The 18911-nt window shown below is 66.5% G+C and carries 18 protein-coding genes; 10 read left to right on the top strand and 8 right to left on the bottom strand.

Going from position 1 to position 18911, the window contains the following annotated elements:
* Window positions 1–4 precede the first annotated feature (4 nt).
* On the bottom strand, window positions 5–892 hold the full coding sequence (locus tag IB275_RS24740) for a DMT family transporter (protein ID WP_192291969.1): 888 nt from the start codon (window positions 890–892) through the stop codon (window positions 5–7).
* A 137-nt stretch (window positions 893–1029) separates the two neighbouring features.
* Here IB275_RS24740 and IB275_RS24735 point away from each other — a divergent pair, with 137 nt between their 5' ends.
* The 5 genes from IB275_RS24735 (at window position 1030) to IB275_RS24715 (ending at window position 5572) form a co-directional block, all read left to right on the top strand.
* Window positions 1030–2427 (top strand): aminotransferase-like domain-containing protein, encoded by a 1398-nt coding sequence (locus IB275_RS24735; protein WP_192291966.1) that lies wholly within the window; start codon window positions 1030–1032, stop codon window positions 2425–2427.
* A 295-nt stretch (window positions 2428–2722) separates the two neighbouring features.
* Entirely contained in the window at window positions 2723–3310 is a 588-nt protein-coding gene (locus IB275_RS24730; RefSeq protein WP_192291963.1) for a hypothetical protein, read from the top strand.
* A 131-nt stretch (window positions 3311–3441) separates the two neighbouring features.
* Window positions 3442–3729, top strand: coding sequence for a DUF3649 domain-containing protein (locus IB275_RS24725; RefSeq protein ID WP_192291961.1), 288 nt, complete (start codon window positions 3442–3444; stop codon window positions 3727–3729).
* Complete coding sequence (locus IB275_RS24720; protein WP_192291958.1) at window positions 3726–5249, top strand: PepSY-associated TM helix domain-containing protein; 1524 nt, start codon at window positions 3726–3728, stop codon at window positions 5247–5249. Before IB275_RS24725 ends, IB275_RS24720 begins: the two co-directional genes overlap by 4 nt.
* Window positions 5249–5572 (top strand): DUF3325 domain-containing protein, encoded by a 324-nt coding sequence (locus IB275_RS24715; protein WP_192291955.1) that lies wholly within the window; start codon window positions 5249–5251, stop codon window positions 5570–5572. The genes IB275_RS24720 and IB275_RS24715 overlap by 1 nt, the downstream gene beginning before the upstream one ends.
* A gap of 295 nt (window positions 5573–5867) precedes the next feature.
* On the opposite strand, the gene IB275_RS24710 is transcribed toward IB275_RS24715, so the two are convergent.
* Complete coding sequence (locus tag IB275_RS24710; protein ID WP_081516207.1) at window positions 5868–6743, bottom strand: helix-turn-helix domain-containing protein; 876 nt, start codon at window positions 6741–6743, stop codon at window positions 5868–5870.
* 137 nt (window positions 6744–6880) lie between these two features.
* Between IB275_RS24710 and IB275_RS24705 the strand changes: the two genes are divergently transcribed.
* On the top strand, window positions 6881–7774 hold the full coding sequence (locus IB275_RS24705; RefSeq protein ID WP_081516206.1) for a DMT family transporter: 894 nt from the start codon (window positions 6881–6883) through the stop codon (window positions 7772–7774).
* A 132-nt stretch (window positions 7775–7906) separates the two neighbouring features.
* Here IB275_RS24705 and IB275_RS24700 read toward each other — a convergent pair whose 3' ends face one another.
* Both IB275_RS24700 and IB275_RS24695 read right to left on the bottom strand, forming a co-directional pair.
* Window positions 7907–8881, bottom strand: coding sequence for a 2-hydroxyacid dehydrogenase (locus IB275_RS24700; RefSeq protein WP_192291952.1), 975 nt, complete (start codon window positions 8879–8881; stop codon window positions 7907–7909).
* 206 nt (window positions 8882–9087) lie between these two features.
* Window positions 9088–10023 carry a LysR family transcriptional regulator gene (locus tag IB275_RS24695; protein ID WP_081516204.1) on the bottom strand — a complete coding sequence of 312 codons (936 nt, stop codon included), beginning with the start codon at window positions 10021–10023 and terminating at the stop codon, window positions 9088–9090.
* Window positions 10024–10333: 310 nt separating this feature from the next.
* Between IB275_RS24695 and IB275_RS24690 the strand changes: the two genes are divergently transcribed.
* From IB275_RS24690 to IB275_RS24675, 4 genes are read left to right on the top strand one after another with little or no spacing between them, the layout of a single operon-like run.
* Window positions 10334–11827: an efflux transporter outer membrane subunit gene (locus tag IB275_RS24690; RefSeq protein ID WP_192291949.1), complete on the top strand. Its 1494-nt coding sequence runs from the start codon at window positions 10334–10336 to the stop codon at window positions 11825–11827.
* 1 nt (window position 11828) lies between these two features.
* Window positions 11829–14030: an FUSC family protein gene (locus IB275_RS24685; RefSeq protein WP_192291946.1), complete on the top strand. Its 2202-nt coding sequence runs from the start codon at window positions 11829–11831 to the stop codon at window positions 14028–14030.
* Window position 14031: 1 nt separating this feature from the next.
* On the top strand, window positions 14032–14232 hold the full coding sequence (locus tag IB275_RS24680) for a DUF1656 domain-containing protein (RefSeq protein ID WP_081516439.1): 201 nt from the start codon (window positions 14032–14034) through the stop codon (window positions 14230–14232).
* 13 nt (window positions 14233–14245) lie between these two features.
* Complete coding sequence (locus IB275_RS24675) at window positions 14246–15151, top strand: efflux RND transporter periplasmic adaptor subunit (RefSeq protein WP_192291942.1); 906 nt, start codon at window positions 14246–14248, stop codon at window positions 15149–15151.
* 60 nt (window positions 15152–15211) lie between these two features.
* Here the strand turns inward: IB275_RS24675 and IB275_RS24670 are convergent, their stop codons facing one another.
* The 4 genes from IB275_RS24670 to IB275_RS24655 all read right to left on the bottom strand — a co-directional run bounded on the left by IB275_RS24670 (window position 15212) and on the right by IB275_RS24655 (window position 18898).
* Entirely contained in the window at window positions 15212–16900 is a 1689-nt protein-coding gene (locus IB275_RS24670) for a SulP family inorganic anion transporter (protein WP_192291939.1), read from the bottom strand.
* Window positions 16901–17002: 102 nt separating this feature from the next.
* Window positions 17003–17248: a hypothetical protein gene (locus IB275_RS24665; protein WP_192291936.1), complete on the bottom strand. Its 246-nt coding sequence runs from the start codon at window positions 17246–17248 to the stop codon at window positions 17003–17005.
* A 31-nt stretch (window positions 17249–17279) separates the two neighbouring features.
* The gene (locus IB275_RS24660) at window positions 17280–18167 is read right to left on the bottom strand and encodes a TIGR01459 family HAD-type hydrolase (RefSeq protein WP_192291933.1); all 888 of its coding nucleotides are present in this window, start codon (window positions 18165–18167) and stop codon (window positions 17280–17282) included.
* 74 nt (window positions 18168–18241) lie between these two features.
* Window positions 18242–18898, bottom strand: coding sequence for a tyrosine-protein phosphatase (locus IB275_RS24655; protein WP_192291930.1), 657 nt, complete (start codon window positions 18896–18898; stop codon window positions 18242–18244).
* Window positions 18899–18911 lie beyond the last annotated feature (13 nt).

Genomic DNA, 18911 nt, shown 5'->3' with positions numbered 1-18911 from the left:
GCGGTCAGCGGGCGAAGCGTTTTGCCCCCGCGACGCACAGCACGACAGCGACGGTGGCGCCGGCCATCAGCGGGCTGATCTGCTCGTGGAGCAGAAGGCCGGCCAGCGCCAGGCCAAAGAATGGCTGCAGCAGTTGCAACTGGCCGACCGCGGCGATGCCGCCCGTGGCCAGGCCGTGGTACCAGAAGAAGAAGCCGATCAGCATGCTGAACAGCGAGACGTAGCCCAGGCTGATCCAGGCCGGCCAGCTGGCGCCGCTGAAGGTTTCCGGCTGGGTGTACCACGCCAGCGGCAGCATCAGCGGCAGGGACAGCACCAGCACCCAGCAGATTACCTGCCAACTGCCCAGGTGGCGTGCGATGCGCCCGCCTTCGGCGTAGCCCAGGCCGCAGACCGCCACGGCGGCGAGCATCAGCAGGTCGCCGGTGAAGTTGCCCGCACCGCTCTGCGACAGGGCGAAGCCGGCGACGACGGTGCTGCCCAGCAGCGAGCAGATCCAGAACGCCGGACGCGGCTGTTCGCCGGCGCGGACCACGCCGAACAGCGCGGTGGCCAGCGGCAGCAGGCCGACGAAGACGATGGCGTGGGCCGAGTTGACGTGCTTGAGCGCCAGCGCGGTGAGCAGCGGGAAGCCCACCACCACGCCACCGGCGACCACCAGCAGGGGGATCAGGTCCCTGCGCGCCGGCAGCTTCTGCCGCAGCACGATGAGGATTGCCGCCGCCAGCAGGCCGGCGATGCTGGCGCGGGCCAGGGTGAGAAAGGTCGGGTCGAAGTCGGCCACTGCTACCCGCGTCGCCGGCAGCGAGCCACTGAAGATGAGTACGCCGAGGAAGCCACTGAGCCAGCCACCGAGGTGGCTGTTCGTGGTCAGGGTGTGGGTGTTGTTCATGGTGGGCATCCGGTACGAGAGCGAGCTTGCAGATTGCGCGTGGAGCCGCCGGACGGCCAGTGACAGGAAGGTACAATTTGAGCAAACTGTCCGTAAATTATATCGGTACACCTTATCCGGTCGCAGGCGAGGGCAGCATGGGCAGACCAAGGAGCACACGGGTCGATTCGGTGATGCACCACGTGCGCGAACGACTGGCTGCGCGGGCGCTGGTGCCCGGTGAACGGTTGCCGTCGATTCGCCAGTTGGCCGAGCAGCTGGAAGTGTCCAAGACCACCGTCGTGGAAGCCTATGACCGGCTGGCCGCCGACGGAGTGATCGCCGCACGCCGGGGCTCCGGCTTCTATGTCGCCGGTCATGCGCCGCCGCTGTCGCTGGCGGATGTCGGCCCGGCGCTGGACCGCAGCATCGATCCGCTGTGGATATCCCGGCAGTCGCTGGAAGCCGCGGATACTTCGCTCAAGCCCGGCTGCGGCTGGCTGCCGCCGTCCTGGCTGCCGGAGGAAGAGTTGCGCCGCGCGCTGCGGCAGATTGCCCGCGCGCCACAATCGAGCCTGCTGGAATACGGTCGCCCCTATGGCCACATCGGTCTGCGCGAACAGCTCGCACGCCGGCTGGCGGACTACGGCGTGCCGGTCGGCCCGCAACAGGTGGTACTTACCGACAACGGTACTCAGGCGATCGACCTGGTCTGTCGCTTCCTGCTGGAGCCGGGCGACTGCGTGCTGGTGGACGACCCCGGCTACTTCAACTTCCAGGCGCTGCTGCGTGCGCACCGCGTGCAGGTTGTGGGTGTGCCCTACACGCCGACCGGGCCGGACGTCGCCGCCATGGCAACCCTGCTGGAGCAGCACCGGCCGCGGCTGTACATCACCAATTCGGCCTTCCATAACCCCACCGGCGCAGTGCTCTCGCCGCTGGTTGCCCATCGCCTGCTGAAGCTCGCCGAGGCCCATGACCTGCTGATCGTCGAGGACGACATCTTCGGTGACTTCGAACACGAGAGCGCGCCGCGCCTGTCGGCCTTCGACGGGCTGGAGCGGGTGATCCAGGTCGGCAGCTTTTCCAAGACGCTGTCGGCTTCGGTGCGCTGTGGCTACATTGCCACCAGGCCCGAATGGTGTGAGCGCCTGGTGGATCTGAAGCTGGCCACCAGCTTCGGCAACAGCCCGTTCAGCGCGGAGATGCTCTACGAACTGCTGCGCAAGGGCAGCTATCGCCGCCACCTGGACAGCCTGCGCGGGCGTCTGGCGGACGCCATGGGCGAGACGCTGCTGCGCCTGCGCGCGCTGGATATCCAGCCCTGGCTGGAGCCGCGTGGCGGGGTGTTCGTCTGGGCCTGCCTGCCCGGTGGGCTGGATGCCGCCGAAGTCTCGCGGGCGGCGTTGGCGGACAATCTGGTGCTGGCGCCCGGCAATGTCTTCAGCCTGAGCCAGAGTGCCGCCGGCTACCTGCGCTTCAACGTCGCCCAGTGCCTGTCGCCGCGCATTTACGAGGGGTTGGAACGGGCCATGGGGCAGGCGCGCGGGCGCTGACAGAAAACAAGCTCAGAAATGACCGGCTTTTCGTTTTCTTCACGTGAATCCAGTGCGTTTCCCTCTCCTGGAACCGTCAGAAAAAGGGGAGGGAAGGACAATAAGCCCTGAGCCGACTGAAAAGCCTGCGGAAAGTTGAACAGCTGTACAACGCGATCTGAAAAATACCACCTCACGGTCGAAAAGGTAGGGCGAACCGCTCACAGGCCAAGCCTCTAGGATTATCGATTCAGCACCTCAGGCTCGCGACAAGTGATGCGAGGTGAATCGTTGGATCAGAAGAAGAGGACACTCTATGGCCGAGCCGTGCCAGCTGTACCTGAAGGTTTCCATCAGTCGTTCCAGACTCGAGGACTTTCTCTCCCGGGAGGCGGGTTCCGCCGCCTGCTTCAGGGATCTCGAACAGTGGCTGGACGGCAATCATCATCGACGAGGCGGCCTGACCTGGGGCGAACTGTGCGAATTGGGGCAGGGCACTACTGCGGCGGCCTGGGTGGCGGGCTGGAGCCAGCATCTGCGCTCGCCGGCCTGGAACCACTACGACGAGACAAGCCAGACCTGGAGCCTTGGCGTGCTGGAGTTCACCGAAAGCCGCGACTGGATACTGGGGTCGATCAACGTGCTGCGGCGCATCGCCGAATTCAAGGACAGGCCTGGTACGGACTACCTGTTGATCTACGAATACCTGTTCGGCAAGGGCAATGTAGTGGCTGCCGTCGAACTGACCTCCGGCGCTTCCCGCATCCTCGAGGAGCAACCGCCCCCGCGGGTTACGGCCGAGGCGGACCTGATGATGAACAGCTTGCTGCGCGCCATGGATGTGAGCGCTACCTATGCCGTTCAGCGAATTTACGACACAGATACTCACAAACGGCGTTGCTGAGTTCTTTTAATTGAGAATTAATATCATATAATTCCGCTTTTCAATCGCGTGCCTGGGCGATGCCCGGGCCGCCTCGCAGGACTCAACTCGATGTGCGTTTCCCCGCGCCAGATCCAACCGAGAGCCGACGCATGAGCGCGACCCAAGCCGGCGCCCTTGTGGCCCGCATCCTGAGTGCCGTGGTCGGCGGCTATGCGCTGGCCTACACGGCGACTGCGTTTCTCAGCGTCTACCTGCCGATGTCACGGCCGGACCGCGTCTCGCTGTCGAGCCTCGCCTGCTTCATCGTCTGGGTCGCGGCGATCATCTACGCCTTCGGCGCGAAGAGCCCTTGGCGTGCGGTCTGGATCCCGGTGGCAGTGAGTGTCGTGCTTGGCGTCGCGGCCTTCCTGCCGAGCGGCTACGGAGTGCGTCCATGAGCCTGCGTCAATCGATGTCCGGCCTGCACACCTGGGCCGGGCTTCTGGTCAGCTGGATTCTCTTCGTCGTGCTGTTCTCCGGCACCGTCGCGGTGTTCGACAAGGAGCTCACCCGCTGGATGACCCCGCAGTTGCACAAGCTGGAGCGGGTCAAGGTGGGCGCCGACCAGGTGCGCGAGCTGATCGTTGAGCGTGCGCCCAAGGCCCACGGCTACTGGATGCACCCGCCCACCGAGCGCATGCCCTACTGGACGGCGGGCTGGGAGCCGGCGGACTTCAGCGAGTTCCAGTCCTTCCTGGTGGATGCCCAGAGCGGCGAGGTGCTGCCCAAGACCGTCGGTGGCAACTTCTTCCTCGAACTGCATTACGAACTCCACGGCGGCATCCTCGGCCTTTACGTGGTCGGCGTGGCCGGCGTGTTCATGCTGGTGGCGCTGGTCAGCGGGGTGATCGTCCACCGACGCATCTTCAAGGATTTCTTCACCCTGCGCCCGCAGGCGGCCAAGCAGCGGGCCTGGCTGGACGCGCACAACGTGCTGGGCGTCCTTGGCCTGCCGTTCCACCTGCTGATGGCCTACACCGGCCTGGCAATCTTCATCACGTTCTACATGACCGCCGGCATCAAGGTGGCCTACAAGAACGACATGGAGCACTTCTTCCATGACGTGCAGGGCGCCTTCGAGCGCGAGGCGCTGGGCAAGCCGGCCAAGGCGACCAAATCCATCGACAACATGATCCTCAAGGCGCGCGAGGCCTGGGGAGACGACAGTCAGGTGGGCTGGATCAACATCGAGAACCCCGGCGATGCCGCGGCGATGGTGCAGATCCGCAGGGCGGTGGACAAGAGCATGGTCAACGACCAGCGCACCGTGTCCTTCGATTCCGGTACGGGGGCGCTGATCCACCTGCAGAAGCCCTACAGGCCGGGTTACAAGACCTACGCCTGGCTGACCGGCCTGCACATGGCGCAGTTCGGCAACGACCTGCTGCGGGTGATGTATTTCGTCCTCGGCCTGGTGGGTTGCGTGATGGTGTTCGGCGGCCTGCAGGTCTGGGTCAGCAAGCGTGAAACGCGCGGCCACCGTGGCGTGGCGCTGGTGCGAACACTCAACGGCGCGGTCTGCGGCGGTCTGCCGATTGCTTCCCTCGGTCTGCTGGCGGCGTCGCGCCTGCTGCCGGCCGACCTGCTCCAGCGCACCCGCTGGGAAGCCACGGCCTTCGTGGTCATCTGGCTGCTGGCGCTGGCCCACGCGCTGTTGCGTCGTGGCAGCCGTGCCATGGCTCGCGAGCAGTTCATCGCGCTGGCGGCACTGGCGCTGCTGCTGCCGGTGCTGAGCTTGTTCGGCCCCGAGCCGGGCCGGGTGACGACGCATGTCGCCAATGGCGACTGGATGATGGTCGGTATCGATCTCGGCTTGCTGCTGATCGGCGGTCTCTGCGTATTCTTCGGCTGGCGCCTGGGACAGGAGCGTGCCGAGCCGGCTCGCGCCCGTCGCGTCCGTAACGAGGAGTATGCCTGATGCTGCTGGTGTTCGGTCTCAACCTGCTGGCGCTGGCGGCGGCCTGTCTGTCGCTGTCCCGTCATCATCGCGATCTGTTCGGCAGCGCGCCCTCGCCGTCGCGGGTGCGTCTGCTGCGAGTCGCTGCGCTGGTGGATGGTGCGCTGGCGCTGGCGTTCTCGATTCACCGCATCGGCATCGAACTGGGCATCGTCTACTGGGCGTGCCTGCTGATGATTGCCTGTACTGTGCTGGTCCTGCTGCTGGCCTGGCGGCCGCGCTGGGCGTTGCCGACAGCGGCGGCGATGCCGGTGATCGGTGGCGTGCTGGCGGTGCTGGGCTGAGGCTCCGGTAGGAGTCGTTCGGTCCTTGCTCGCGAACCATCCCGGCGCCGCGCCTGTGCTTTTGTCGGAGTGGCCCTGATCCAAGATCGGGGTTTCCATCCACATCGACATCACGGCGAAGCACGAACGTAGGATGGCGTGGAGCGCAGCGATACCTATCGATGGCGACGCGCAGGACAGCATGGGTATCGCAAGCTCCACCCATCCTACAAAGAGCTCGCTGAGGCGGGCGGCAGAATGCGGTGATGCGAGTCGCGAGCTAGCTCGTTCCTGCGAAGAAATGCCCCAGCTCTGGCTACTCCTCGAACGCCTGCCGGTATTCCCCCGGCGTCCCGCCTACCACTGACCTGAAGCGGTTGGCGAAGTGGCTGGCGCTGGAGAACCCGCAGGCCAGGGCAACCTGGCTCAGCGGCTGGCGGGTGTCGCGCAGCAGGCGCTGCGCCAGTGCCACGCGGCGGGCTAGTACGTACTGGTGCGGCGGCATGCCGAAGCTTTCGCGGAACATCCGCGCGAAGTGGTATTCCGACAGCGCTGTCTGCATCGCCAGCTCGCCCAGCGACAGCGGCTGGTCGAGGCGCTGCTCGATGTAGTCGGCCACGCGCCGGCGCATGGTCGGCGCCAGTCCGCCCTTGAGCTTCAGGCCTTCGCGCATACCCACCTGGTTCAGCAGCAGGTGGTCGATCAGGTCATGGGCCAGTGTGCTGGTGCGGATACGTTCACCGGGCTCGTGCCAGTCGAGCTTCACCAGTTGGCGGAAGCGCGCGGCCTGCTGCGGGTCGTCGAGGAAGGTGCGTTCGTGCAGCTGCAGTTCGCGCGGCTCGCGGTCGAGCAGGCGGATGCAGCCGAGGGAGAACTGTTCCTGGCCGATGTAGAGGTGCGCCAGGCGAATGTCGCCGTTGACGATCCAGGCCGACTCGGCGCCGGCTGGCATCACGCAGAGCTTGTCCGGCGCGCCGGTGGTGCCGGGGGCGCCACGGCGGAAGGTGCCGGTGCCGTCGTTCAGGTAGCAGGACAGTGTGTGGTGGCTCGGCGCGTGGTAGTCGCGGGCGTCGTGGCTGTTGCTCCAGATCGCCGCGGACAGCCCGTCGCCCAGCTCCGCGCAACGCTCCAGGCGGGCGTTGGGCGAGGCGTTCATCGACTGAAAGACTTCGAGCTGCGAAATGGCTGACATGGGTGTTCCTCTGTTGCCTTCACTCTACCCGCGCGGGCGCGCCTTGCCAGCCCGGTTGTCGCAATAAGCGCAAGAATCTGCAAGCCGGCGCCGGGGGCGGGCGGGAGACTGTTTGCGTAGGATTTCCGGAGACCGCCATGAACCTCTCGCTCTACCTGCTCACCGTGCTCATCTGGGGCACGACCTGGATCGCCATCAAGTTGCAGGTCGGCGTGGTCGCCATTCCGCTGTCCATCGCCTATCGCTTCAGCCTGGCGGCGCTGGTGCTGTTCGCCCTGCTGCTGGTTTCGCGCCGGTTGCAGCCGCTGGGACGGCGTGGGCAGGCGATCTGCTTCGCCCAGGGACTGTGCCTGTTCTGCGTGAACTTCCTATGCTTCTACACCGCCAGCCAGTGGATCCCCAGCGGGCTGGTCGCCGTGGTGTTCTCCACCGCGACGCTGTGGAACGCGCTGAATGCACGGGTTTTCTTCGGCCAGCGAATTGCACCCAACGTCCTGGGCGGCGGCGCATTCGGTCTGGCGGGGTTGGCGCTGCTGTTCTGGCCGGAGCTGTCCGGGCATCAGGCCTCGCGGGAAACCTTCTACGGCCTGGGGTTGGCGCTGCTCGGCACGCTGTGTTTCTCGGCGGGTAACCTGCTGTCGAGCCTGCAACAGAAAGCCGGGCTGCGGCCGCTGTCGACCAACGCCTGGGGCATGCTCTATGGCTCGCTGATCCTGCTGGTGATCTGTCTGGTGCAGGGTGTGCCACTGACTTTCGACAGCAGCCCGCAGTACGTCTGGTCGCTGCTGTACCTGGCGATCCCCGGCTCGGTGATCGGCTTCACCGCCTACCTGACGCTGGTCGGGCGCATGGGGCCGGAGCGCGCTGCCTACTGCACCGTGCTGTTCCCGGTGGTGGCGCTGAACGTCTCGGCCTTCGCCGAGGGCTACCAGTGGAGCCTGCCAGCGCTGGCCGGGCTTGGGCTGGTGATGGTGGGCAACGTGCTGGTGTTCCGCAAGCCCAGGCCGGTGTTGCAGCCGGCGCGGGCGTGAAGGTCCTTGTGGGAGCGAGTTTGCTCGCGAACCGCCCCGCAGCTATGTAGGGCGAATAACGCGCCAGCGTTATCCGCCGCCGAGATGCCGGCGGATAACCTGTTCCGGGTTATGCGCCCAAAGAAAAGTGCGTCAGGCTTTCCAGGTCTGCGGGTTGACCAGGTTCTTTGGCCGCTCGCCGCGCAGGGCGGCTTCGAAGTTGTCCAGCGCGCACTCGGCCATGGCCTGGCGGGTTTCGTGGGTGGCCGAGCCGATGTGCGGCAGGGTCACGGCGTTGGGCAGGGCGAACAGCGGCGACTCGGCCAGCGGTTCCTTCTCGTAGACGTCCAGGCCGGCGGCGAGGATGCGCTTCTCCTGCAGCGCTTCCACCAGCGCGGCTTCGTCGATCACCTGGCCGCGGGCGATATTCACCAGGATGCCGGTGGGCTTCATCAGCTCCAGCTCGCGCTTGCCGATCAGCTTGCGGGTCTTGTCCGACAGCGGCACCACCACACAGACGAAATCCGCCTCGCCCAGCAGTTCCTCGAAGCCGCAGAAGCGCGCGCCGAACTCCTGTTCCAGCTCCGGCTTGCGGCTGTTGCCGTGGTAGAGGATGTCCATGTTGAAGCCGAAGTGGCCGCGACGGGCGATGGCCGCGCCGATGCGGCCCAGGCCGAGGATGCCGAGCTTCTTGCCGTGCACGTCGACGCCGAAGTGCTGGGCATCCACGGTGCGCTTCCACTGCCCGGCCCTGGTCCAGGCATCCAGCTCGGCGGTGCGCCGGGCGGCAGCCATGATCAGGGCGAAGCCCAGGTCGGCGGTGGTTTCGGTCAGCACGTCCGGGGTATTGGTCAGCGGGATGCCGCGCTGGTTCAGGTAGTTCAGGTCGTAGTTGTCGTAGCCGACCGAAACGCTGGAGATGACCTCCAACTGGGTGGCCTGGGCCAGTTGCTTCTCGCTCAGCGGGCGGCCGACGCCGATCATGCCGTGGGTGGTCGGCAGGGCGGCGGCCAGCTGCGCTTCGACATCGCCCTGCTTGGGGTCGAGCACGGTAACGTTGAACTGGCTGCGCAGGCGGTCGAGGTGTTCCGCGGCAAGGCGGCTGAAGACGAACACATTCTTTTTCATGGCTCTCGGACGGCAGGGAGGCGGAGGGGGCTTAACCCTACCATTGCCGAGCCAGAGCGGCGCAAGGCCTGCGTGCGCGCCGGGCGATTATCGAACGTGGGGTGGTGTGCGGCGGGGAAGAAGATGGGTTCGCGGGCAAGCTCACTGAACACCGGGGTAAGGAGTTACACAGTGAGCTTGCCCGCGAAACACGACGAAAAGGGTGGTCAGGGTCCCACATCGGCGAGCCCGGCGCCATCGGCCTGGAGCACACCGGGGAGATTTTCTCGCAGGTACGCGACCCAGGTCTTGATCTTTGCGTCCAGGTACTGGCGAGACGGATACAGCGCGTAGACGTTGAGGATCTGCAGTTTGTAGTGCGGCAGCACGCGCACCAGCGAGCCGTCGCGCAGGCCGTCGATGGCCGAGTAGACGGGCAGGGCGCTGATACCCATGCCCGAGCCGATGGCCTCGGTCATGGCGTCGCCGACGTTCACCTGGAAGGGCGAGGGGCCGAGGGTGATCATTTCCTGGCCGTTGGGGCCGTCGAACAGCCACTTGTCCAGCGGCAGCACCGGGCTGATCAGGCGCAGGCAATCGTGGTCCATCAGCTCCGTCGGGGTTTTCGGCGTGCCGCGCCGGGCCAGGTAGTCGGGCGAGGCGCAGAGGATGCTGTAGGTCTCGCCGATGCGCTGGGATACCAGGCCCGAGTCGGGCAGTTCGGAGGCGACTACGATGGCCACGTCGAAACCTTCGTCGAGCAGGTCCGGCACGCGGTTGGCCATGGTCAGCTCGAAGGTCACGTCCGGGTGCAACTGGCGGTAGTTGGCGATGGCGCGGATCACGTAGTGCTGGCCGATGCCGGTCATCGAGTGTACGCGCAGGCGGCCGGCGGGGCGGGCATGGGCGTCGCTGGCCTCGGCTTCGGCTTCCTCGACGTAGGCGAGAATCTGCTCGCAGCGCAGCAGGTAGCGCTGGCCGGCCTCGGTGAGGGCGATCCGCCGGGTAGTGCGGTTGAGCAGGCGGGTCCGCAGGTGGGACTCCAGATTGGCGACCGCGCGGGATACGTAGGCGGTGGTGGTGTTCAGCTGCTGCGCGGCGGCGGTGAAACTGCCGGTTTCCGCAACGCAGGCGAACGCACGCATGGTCTGCAGTGTGTCCATTAGGGCCTCGTCAGTGGGGCGTCTGTCCCGGGTGGCGACGCCAGTGAAGCGATACGTCGTCGCCGGCGGCATGTCCTTGATGGGTGGCAATGCGCGGAGCAGAGCGGGGGCGGCCTATTGTCACATGGATGGCGACACACATTGTTTCATTATCGGTAATAAACAATCACAAATCAGCCGGCTTATCCGTTCCCTTCCCCATCCCTAGAATCCAATCGCCGCCATTGGCTTTGCCGGCATCTCCACGCTTAAAAGCCCCACGCTGAAAAGCTAGACCACTTCCAGGACCTCCACCGTGTCGCGTCACCTCATGAAAGGACTGACGTTCGTCGGCTCCTTTGTCATTTTTTCAACAATCGCCGGATGTATCAGCACCAACGGCATCGCCCCGCAGGAACAACGCCTGGGCGACACCGAGCTGGCCACCGACGCCGCCATCGCGCACGCCAACCAGGAAGCTGGCTGGCCGGCCGAGCAGTGGTGGCGCGCCTATGGCGATCCGCAGTTGAATGCCTGGGTGCAGACCGCGCTGGAGGGCAGCCCGACCCTGGCCCAGGCCGAGGCGCGGGTGCGCATGGCCATGGCCATGGCCGGCATAGCCGAGTCCGCCGAGTCGCCGCAGATCGGCGTGGACGCCTCGCTGACCCGCCACCGCTGGCCGACCGACTACTTCTACGGTCCGGGCGACCTGGCCGACAGCACCACGTTCAACAACAACGCCGCCCTGGGCTTCAATTATTCGCTGGACCTCTGGGGCCGCGAGCGCAGCAACACCGAGCGCTACGTGAACATCGCCAAGATGACTGCCGCCGAGGCGCGCATGGCCCAGCTGGAGCTGGAGGGCAATATCGTCCGCGCCTACATCCAGCTGTCGCTGCAGTACGCCAAGCTGGACATCGGCAAGGCCATGCTGGCGCAGCAGCAGGGCATCCTGGCCCTGGCCCAGCGCCGCCTCGACGGTGGCATCGGCACGCACTTCGAAGTCAGCCAGGCGGAAGTCCCGCTGCCGGAAACCGAACGCAAGATCGAGGCGGTGGACGAGGAAATCCAGCTTACCCGTAACCAGATCGCTGCCCTGGCCGGCAAGGGCCCCGGCGCCGGTGCCTCGATCCAGCGGCCGAGCCTGAAGCTCGCCGAAGGGCCGGGGCTGCCCAGCAAGCTGCCGATGGAATTGCTCGGCCACCGCCCGGACGTGGTCGCCAGCCGCTGGAAAGTCGCCGCGCAAGCCAAGGGTGTGGATGTCGCCCGCGCCGAGTTCTACCCCAACGTCGACCTGGTCGCGAGCATCGGCTACAGCGCCGTCGGTGGCGGCGTGCTGGAGTTCCTCAACGCCGAGAAATTCACCTACGGCGTCGGCCCGGCCATCTCCCTGCCGATCTTCGACGGGGGCCGCCGCCGTTCGCAGCTGAGCCAGGAATCCGCCGGCTACGACGCCGCCGTGGCGCAGTACAACCAGACCCTGGTCAATGCCCTCAAGGGCATCTCCGACCAACTGATCCGCATGCACTCCATGGAGCTGCAGGAAGGTTTCGCCGCCAAGTCCGTGGCCTCGGCCCAGCGCACCTACGACATCGCCACCAAGGCCTATCGTGGCGGCCTGACCGACTACCTCAACGTGCTCAACGCGCAGACCCGGCTGTTCCAGCAGCAGTTGGTGGAGCAGCAGGTGCGCGCCGCGCGCCTGGCTACCCATGCCGGCCTCGTCGTCGCCCTGGGCGGCGGTCTGATGGACAAGCAGGAAGGCCCGAAAGAGGCGAAGATGGTCCCCGAGACCGTCGACGTCCGCGCGGCCAGCGAGCGCTGAGATGGCCGGCGACTCCTTCAACGGCAGCACCGCCACCCGCCAGCTGGCGCCGCTGGACGCCCTGCGTCGCGCGCTGCTGGAGTGGGGCCGCAGTGACGGCGTCACCTGGGTGTACATCGCCAAGGTGCTGCTCGCCGCGCTGCTGACCCTGTGGCTGGCGATGCGCCTGGAACTGCCGCAGCCGAGCACGGCGACCATCACCGTGTTCATCGTCATGCAGCCGCAGAGCGGCCAGGTGTTCGCCAAGAGCTTCTACCGGATTCTCGGCAGCCTGGTCGGGCTGACCGTGATGGTCGCGCTGATCGCCATCTTCGCCCAGCAGCGTGAGCTGTTCCTGCTCGTCTCGGCGCTGTGGATCGGCCTGTGCACCGTCGGCGCTGCGCGCTACCGAGACTTTCGCTCCTACGCCTGTGTCCTCGCCGGCTACACCGCCACGCTGATCGGCCTGCCAGCCACCCTGCACCCGGAAGCTGCCTTCATGTCGGCCATCTGGCGTGTGCTGGAAATCAGCCTCGGCATCCTCTGTTCCATGGTGGTCAGCGCCACGCTGTTCCCGCAGACCTCCAGCACCGCCATGCGCAGTGCGCTGTACCAGCGTTTCGGCGCTTTCGCCGGATTCGTCCTGGACAACCTCGGCGGCGGCGAGCGGCCGAAGTTCGAGGCCGCCAACGTGGCCTTCGCCGCCCAGGCCGTTGGTCTGGAAGCGCTGCGCAGCGTTACCCGTTTCGAAGACCCGCACATGCGCCTGCGCTCCGGCCGCCTGTCGCGGCTGAACAACGAGTTCATGGTCCTCACCACCCGCTACCACGCGCTGCACCAGTTGCTTTCGCGCCTGCGCGCGCAGGAAGCCGAGGCCGTGTTGCGTGCGCTGCAGCCGTGCCTGGACGAACTCGCCCAGGTGCTCGCTCCGTGGCGTGGCCAGTCGGTCACCGACCGCGACGCCGAACGCCTCGCCGCCCAGCTGGAAAGCCACCGCACGCGGATGATGCAACGCATACGCTCCGGTCGTGCGCAACTGTTGGATGAACAGGACGATCCGTCCGCGCTGCTGGACTACAACACCGCCGGCGAACTGCTCTACCGCCTGGCCGACGATCTCTACAACTACGCCCTGACCCACGCTTCCCTGGCCGCGCACAAGCACGAGCGGGAGAACTGGAAGCACGGCTTCTCGCCCAAGGCCAACCTGGTCGCCTCGCTGGTGGCCGGCGGGCGCACCGCGTTGATGGTGCTGGTGTTCGGCATCTTCTGGATCGAGACCGCCTGGCCCAGTGGCAGCACCTTCGTGCTCAACGCCGCCGCCGTCGCCGCTCTCGTATCGGCCGCGCCGGACCCGGCGAAGATGGCCATGCAGATGGCCGTGGGCACCTTCTTCGCCGCCATCCTCGGCTTCTCGGAAACCTTCTTCGTGTTCCCGCACCTGGACGGCTTCCCCCTGCTGGCCTTCGCCCTGGCGCCGGTGTTCGCGGTGGGCGCGTTCTTCTCGATCAAGCCCAAGTACGCCGGCTACGGCCTGGGCCTGCTGGTGTTCTTCAGCTTCGGCGCAATTCCGGCAAACCTCACCGTCTACGATCCGGGCCGTATGCTCAACGAGTACATCGCCCTGGTGATCTCGCAGAGCCTCGCGGCCGTGGTCGCCGCGGTGATCATGCCGCCCACCAGCGCCTGGCTGTGGCGTCGCCTGGAAAAGGACCTGCGCCTGCGCGTGGTGGAAGCCATCAGCGGCAAGCTCGACGGCCTGGTCTCGTCCTTCGAGAGCGGCACCCGCGACCTGCTCAACCAGGCTTACGGCGTCGCCGCGCGCAGCCCGCAGATGCAACGCCGCCTGCTGCGCTGGACCTTCGTGGTGCTGGAGATCGGCCATTCGATCATCGAGTTGCGCGTCGAGCAGGAGAACCTGCCGAACGAGCCCTGCTACGCGCAATCGTCGCCCTGGCGGCAGTCGATCCGCGCCATGGGGCGCGCGCTGATCCGCCTGTTCGTCAAACCCGGGCAGGCCAACCGCGAGCGCGCCCTGGCCGCGGTGGAGCAGGCCATCGACTGCGTCAAGACCACCGACGAGCCTCGCGCCCCGGACTTCGAAAGCTCGCCGCTGCGCCGCGTGCTCAGCTACCTGCACTTCATCCGCAGCAGCCTGCTCGATGCGCAGTCGCCGCTGCGCGATGGCGAAACCTCTTCTGGAAGATCGACCCATGTTGCCTGACCTGCCCCGCGAGATTGCGTTCCACGGGGTCTACATGCCGACCCTGACCCTGATGTTCCTCGTTGCCGCGGTGATCTGCTGGGGCATCGACCGCATCTTCGCCTCCATCGGCCTGTACCGCTTCACCTGGCACCCGGCGCTGTTCCGCGTGTGCCTGTTCGCCTGCCTGTTCGGCGGCCTGTCTCTCACTATCTACAAGTAACGAGCGTGCACCCATGACTCTCAAATCCATCATCAGCCTGCTGGCGACCCTGATCATCCTGGCGGTCGCCGCGTTGATCGGCCGCGCCCTCTGGGTGAACTACATGGATACGCCCTGGACCCGCGACGGCCGGGTGCGCGCCGACATCATCAACGTCGCTGCCGACGTCTCCGGCGTGGTGGTCGACGTGCCGGTGCGCGACAACCAGCAGGTGAAGAAGGGCGACCTGCTGATGCAGATCGACCCGGACCACTACCAGATCGCCGTGAAGCAGGCCCAGGCCCTGGTCGACTCGCGCAAGGCCACCCTGCAGATGCGCCTGCTCAACGCCAAACGCCGCCGCGCCATGGACGAGGAAGTCGTCTCCCGCGAGAGCCTGGACGACGCCAGCAACACCGCAGCCGCCTCCGAGGCCGACTACCAGCAGGCTCTGGCCGCGCTGGACGCGGCCAAGCTGAACCTGGAACGCACCCAGGTGCGCGCCTCGGTGGACGGCTACGTGACCAACCTCAACGTGCACCGTGGCGACTACGCCCGCGTGGGCGAGGCGAAGATGGCCGTGGTCGACGAGAACTCCTACTGGATCTACGGCTACTTCGAAGAGACCAAGCTGCCGCACATCCGCGTCGGTGACCCGGCCGAGCTGCAACTGATGAGCGGCGAGCGCCTGAAGGGCCATGTCGAAAGCATCGCCCGCGCCATCTACGACCGCGACAACCCGGAAAGCCGCGAGCTGGTGGCCGACGTCAATCCGACCTTCAACTGGGTACGCCTGGCCCAGCGCGTGCCGGTGCGCATCCATATCGACGACGTGCCGGAAGGCGTGCTGCTGGCGGCAGGCATCACCGCTACCGTGATCGTCAACCCGCAGAGCCGCAACGCGGAACACTCCGACGGCGCGGCTGCGACGGCGCAGTGATCGGAGCGGGTGAATAAAGAACGGGAGCTGCGGCTCCCGTTTTCATTTCCCGAGGTGGCCTCAGCGTGGGCCTGTGGATTCTTCCTGCGGTGCAACGCCAGTGAGTGCCAGAGCTTCATGCAGTGTCGGCAGCAGATAGCGAGACTCGACGACCTGATCGATGGCGTGCCTGGCCATGTCCGCGCGCAGGTAGCTATTGACCCGCCCGAACAGCAATTGCACACCCTGCTGCGAAAGGTTGCGATACAGCTCCAGCAAGGTGCGCGCAGCGGAGTAGTCCAGGCTGGTGATGGCGCCAGCATCCACCACGAACCAGCGCAGCCCGGCTGGCGCCTGGCTGGCCAGCTGCGCTACCTGGCTGGCGAAGAATGTGTCGTTGGCATAGAACAGGTCGGCGCCGAAACGAAACACGATCAGCCCCGGCGCCGTCTCCCGGCCCGGCTGCACGGCCAGGGGCTGCCAGCGGCCGCCGGCGTCCGGCGCCAGCATCAGGGTGTGCGGACGGTAACTATGGCGAACGTGGTGCAGCAGCGAGAGAGCCATGGCCAGCAGGATGCCCTGCTCCACGCCCACCAGCAGCACGGTGAGGGTGGTGGCCAGCGCCATGCGGAACTCCATCGGGCTTTCCTGGCGCATGGCCCGCAGGGTCTTTACGTCCACTAGCCCGATGGCGATGGCGAACACCACCGCCGCCAACACGCAGTGCGGCAGGTACTGCAGCCACTGGCAGAGGAACAGCAGCACCAGCGCCACCACCAGGACGAATGCCAGCTGGGCGAACTGGCTGCGCGCGCCGGCCTGCTCGGCCATGGCGGTCTGGGTCGGGCTGCCGTTGACCACGAAGGCGCCGCTGAAGGCCGCCGCCGCGTTGGCCGTCGACAGGCCGAGGATATTGGCGTTCTGGTCATCGTGCTCATGGTGGCGGTCGGCGTAGATGCGGCTGGCCGCGGAGCTCTGGGCGATGATCATGACGAAACAGGCGCCGGCGGTCGGCAGCAGGGCGACGATGTCCTGCCAGCCAAGCCGGGGCAGAGTCAGCGATGGCAGACCGCCGGCCACCGGGCCGAGCACCTGGATTCCTTTTCCGGCGAAGTCGAACAGGGCACTGGCGGCGATGCAGCCGACCAGCACCAGCAGCGGAACGGGCAGACGCGGTGCCCAGCGCCTGGCGGCGAACAGTACCAGCAGCAACGACAGCGCCAGCGTGGCGGTCAGCACGTGGACCTGCGGCAGGTGACCGAGCATGTAAAGCAGTTTGCCCACCGAGGTGCGAGCGTCGACCGCAAGACCCAGCAGATCGCCGGACATCGCCAGTGCGACCTGCACGCCAACACCCGCGAGGAAACCGGTCAGCGCTGTGCGCGACAGAAAGTCGGCGAGGAAGCCCAGCCGCAGCAGGCGTGCAATCAACAGCAGCACGGCCGTGAGCAGCGCCACGGTGCCGGCGAGGGAGACGTACTCCGGGCTGCCGAGGCTGGCCATGCCGGACAACTGGCTGGAGAAGATGGTGGCGGTGGCCGAATCCGCCGCCACCACCAGATGCCGTGAGGCGCCGAAGAAGGCGAAGGCCAGCAGCGGCAGCAGCGCGGTGTAGAGCCCGGTGACTGCCGGCATGCCGGCGATGCGTGCGTATCCGAGCAACTGGGGGATGTCCATCGCCGCCAGCGAGACGCCGGCCAGCGCATCGCGCAGCGCGCCTTTGTGGGTGATGGGGCGAATGCCCTGGAGGAGTTTTACGGGAGACGCCATGGGTGCTCTGCCTTGAATGTGGTAGGGCATTCGAGCAATGGCGCCGGCCGGCGAACAGCGGGCGACTTCCCAAGGGCCTATCGGAGTCTTCGCGGCAATCCGTCAGGCGTCACCGCGCTGGCGGTTCTTGTAGCTGCCGCGAATGTTCATCGCCGCCAGGCACAACTGCAGCAGCACCAGCGCGTAGGCCTTGGCCGGAATGCCCCAGGCGATCCACAGCGCATTGCTGGCGAGAAAGACCCAGAAACCGATCTCTCGCCGTTTGCGCGCACGCGAGCCGACCAGCCAGGCGGCGAGGACGGTAACCAGCATGGCTGGCCATTGCAGCAGGTCGATCAGCTCGTTCATCGGCGGTCGGGCTCAGAAGGGTGTCCTGAACTCAGACCAGCCCCGGCGCGGCAAAGTGCGGACGAACTGGGTAGCCATCGAGCAGTGCGTTGGTTTTTTCCGGGTCCAGTTCGCCGTTGAAGGCCACGCCCAGCGCCTGGCGATGGATACCGGTGGACGCCAGCCACAGGGTATCGATACGCGCGGCCAGTGCGCCGGGCACGTCGGTCACCAGCGAATCGCCGACGAACAGGATGTGCTTCGCGCCGCGCGCTTCCAGTTGCCGCTGGGCGATGCGGAAGGCCGACGGATCGGGTTTGCCGTACCAATGGACGCTGCCACCTTCCTCGGCGAAGGCTTCGGCCAGGCAACCGGCGCCGAATACCGTCTTGCCGCCGGACACCACCACGCGGTCCGGGTTGGCGCAGAGGAAGGGTTTGTCAGTGGCGCTGCGCAACGGGGCAAAGCGCTCTTCCAGCTCATCCTGCGGAAAGCTGCCGACGCCGAGGATCAGTGAAGCGGCGTGGATGTCGTCGCAGAAGCGCTCGCGGATCTCCGCCGGCCAGGTGGTCAGTGCATCGCCGACGCCGACGGTGTAGATGCCGCCGCGCTGGAATTCCCGCTCATGGGTGAAGGCGTCGATGGCCAACTGGCCGGAGGTGGTGATGCCGGCGAACAGCTCGCGGGAGACGCCCAGCCGCACCAGGGTGTCGGCCATTTCCGGGACGCTACGCGAGGCATTGCTGAGAAACCACACCGGCTTGCCTTCGGCGGCGCGGCGGGCAAGCCAGTCGAGGGCGCCGGGGAAAACGTCGACGCCGTCGATCAGCACGCCCCAGAGGTCGAGCAGGAAACCGTCGTAGTCGGCGCAGAAGGCATCCAGGCCGGCGTGGTCGATGTAGCGGGTGTGGGTGACGGCACTGAAGCGGGAGGTGGTCATGGCTTGCCTGTAAAGCGGTGGGAGTGCGCCCACGTTAGCGCACTCTCGCCATGACGGTGTGACAGATACGCCGATCAGTGCGCCGGGTGCGGCGGACGGTCCTCGCCGAAGGTGTCCGCCAGCCAGCCCTTGAGCTGGCAACCGGCGAAGGCCGAGGTGCTGCACTCGCCGCTGGCCAGGGCCTGTTGCAGCTTGCCGATGTCGGCCTTCTGTACGTAGGCAATAGCGTCCGTCATGTCGTCTTCGGCGCCGTAGCCGCCCTGGACCATCTCCTTGAGCGCGTCTTCCTTGCTCCAGCCCTGGATCACCGTGCGGTACATCGCGGCGAACAGGCCGGTGCGGTCGCGCCCGTGCTTGCAGTGCATCAGCACCGGGCCGTTCTGTTCGGCCTGCTGCAGGAGGCGCAGGACCTTCAGCACGTCGGCATCATCGACGCGGTCGGCGTGGGTCGGGAAGCTCATTGCCTGCATGTCGTGCTGGTCGATCCATTCGCGGTCGTCGTCCTTGATGAAGCTCACCACAGTCTTCACCTGCAGGCGCTGCAACTCGGGCAGGTTGGCGCTGCCGGGCAGGGCGCTGCGGTAGAGGGTCGGCGACATCTGGTAAAGGTTGAACGATTTGTCCACCGGCTTGGCCCAGTCGGTCGGCGTCTCGCCAGCGGCCAGGGCAAGCGGGCCGAAGGTCAGGAGGGCGGCAGCGATGGCGCCACGGAAAATCGAAGGCAGGGACATGGGGACTCCTCTA

Source organism: Pseudomonas sp. PDM21, assembly GCF_014852505.2.
GTDB lineage: Bacteria > Pseudomonadota > Gammaproteobacteria > Pseudomonadales > Pseudomonadaceae > Pseudomonas.
This window is presented reverse-complemented; position numbering and strand designations above follow the sequence as displayed.

What these genes read in the sequence shown, in the direction of transcription:
- IB275_RS24735 (WP_192291966.1), top strand. Translation starts at nt 1,030, where the DNA reads ATGGGCAGACCAAGGAGCACACGGGTCGATTCGGTGATGCACCACGTG.
- IB275_RS24700 (WP_192291952.1), bottom strand. Translation starts at nt 8,881, where the DNA reads ATGAAAAAGAATGTGTTCGTCTTCAGCCGCCTTGCCGCGGAACACCTC.
- IB275_RS24665 (WP_192291936.1), bottom strand. Translation starts at nt 17,248, where the DNA reads ATGAACGAGCTGATCGACCTGCTGCAATGGCCAGCCATGCTGGTTACC.
- IB275_RS24725 (WP_192291961.1), top strand. Translation starts at nt 3,442, where the DNA reads ATGAGCGCGACCCAAGCCGGCGCCCTTGTGGCCCGCATCCTGAGTGCC.
- IB275_RS24740 (WP_192291969.1), bottom strand. Translation starts at nt 892, where the DNA reads ATGAACAACACCCACACCCTGACCACGAACAGCCACCTCGGTGGCTGG.
- IB275_RS24715 (WP_192291955.1), top strand. Translation starts at nt 5,249, where the DNA reads ATGCTGCTGGTGTTCGGTCTCAACCTGCTGGCGCTGGCGGCGGCCTGT.
- IB275_RS24695 (WP_081516204.1), bottom strand. Translation starts at nt 10,023, where the DNA reads ATGGACACACTGCAGACCATGCGTGCGTTCGCCTGCGTTGCGGAAACC.
- IB275_RS24660 (WP_192291933.1), bottom strand. Translation starts at nt 18,167, where the DNA reads ATGACCACCTCCCGCTTCAGTGCCGTCACCCACACCCGCTACATCGAC.
- IB275_RS24705 (WP_081516206.1), top strand. Translation starts at nt 6,881, where the DNA reads ATGAACCTCTCGCTCTACCTGCTCACCGTGCTCATCTGGGGCACGACC.
- IB275_RS24710 (WP_081516207.1), bottom strand. Translation starts at nt 6,743, where the DNA reads ATGTCAGCCATTTCGCAGCTCGAAGTCTTTCAGTCGATGAACGCCTCG.
- IB275_RS24685 (WP_192291946.1), top strand. Translation starts at nt 11,829, where the DNA reads ATGGCCGGCGACTCCTTCAACGGCAGCACCGCCACCCGCCAGCTGGCG.
- IB275_RS24670 (WP_192291939.1), bottom strand. Translation starts at nt 16,900, where the DNA reads ATGGCGTCTCCCGTAAAACTCCTCCAGGGCATTCGCCCCATCACCCAC.
- IB275_RS24690 (WP_192291949.1), top strand. Translation starts at nt 10,334, where the DNA reads ATGAAAGGACTGACGTTCGTCGGCTCCTTTGTCATTTTTTCAACAATC.
- IB275_RS24675 (WP_192291942.1), top strand. Translation starts at nt 14,246, where the DNA reads ATGACTCTCAAATCCATCATCAGCCTGCTGGCGACCCTGATCATCCTG.
- IB275_RS24655 (WP_192291930.1), bottom strand. Translation starts at nt 18,898, where the DNA reads ATGTCCCTGCCTTCGATTTTCCGTGGCGCCATCGCTGCCGCCCTCCTG.
- IB275_RS24720 (WP_192291958.1), top strand. Translation starts at nt 3,726, where the DNA reads ATGAGCCTGCGTCAATCGATGTCCGGCCTGCACACCTGGGCCGGGCTT.
- IB275_RS24730 (WP_192291963.1), top strand. Translation starts at nt 2,723, where the DNA reads ATGGCCGAGCCGTGCCAGCTGTACCTGAAGGTTTCCATCAGTCGTTCC.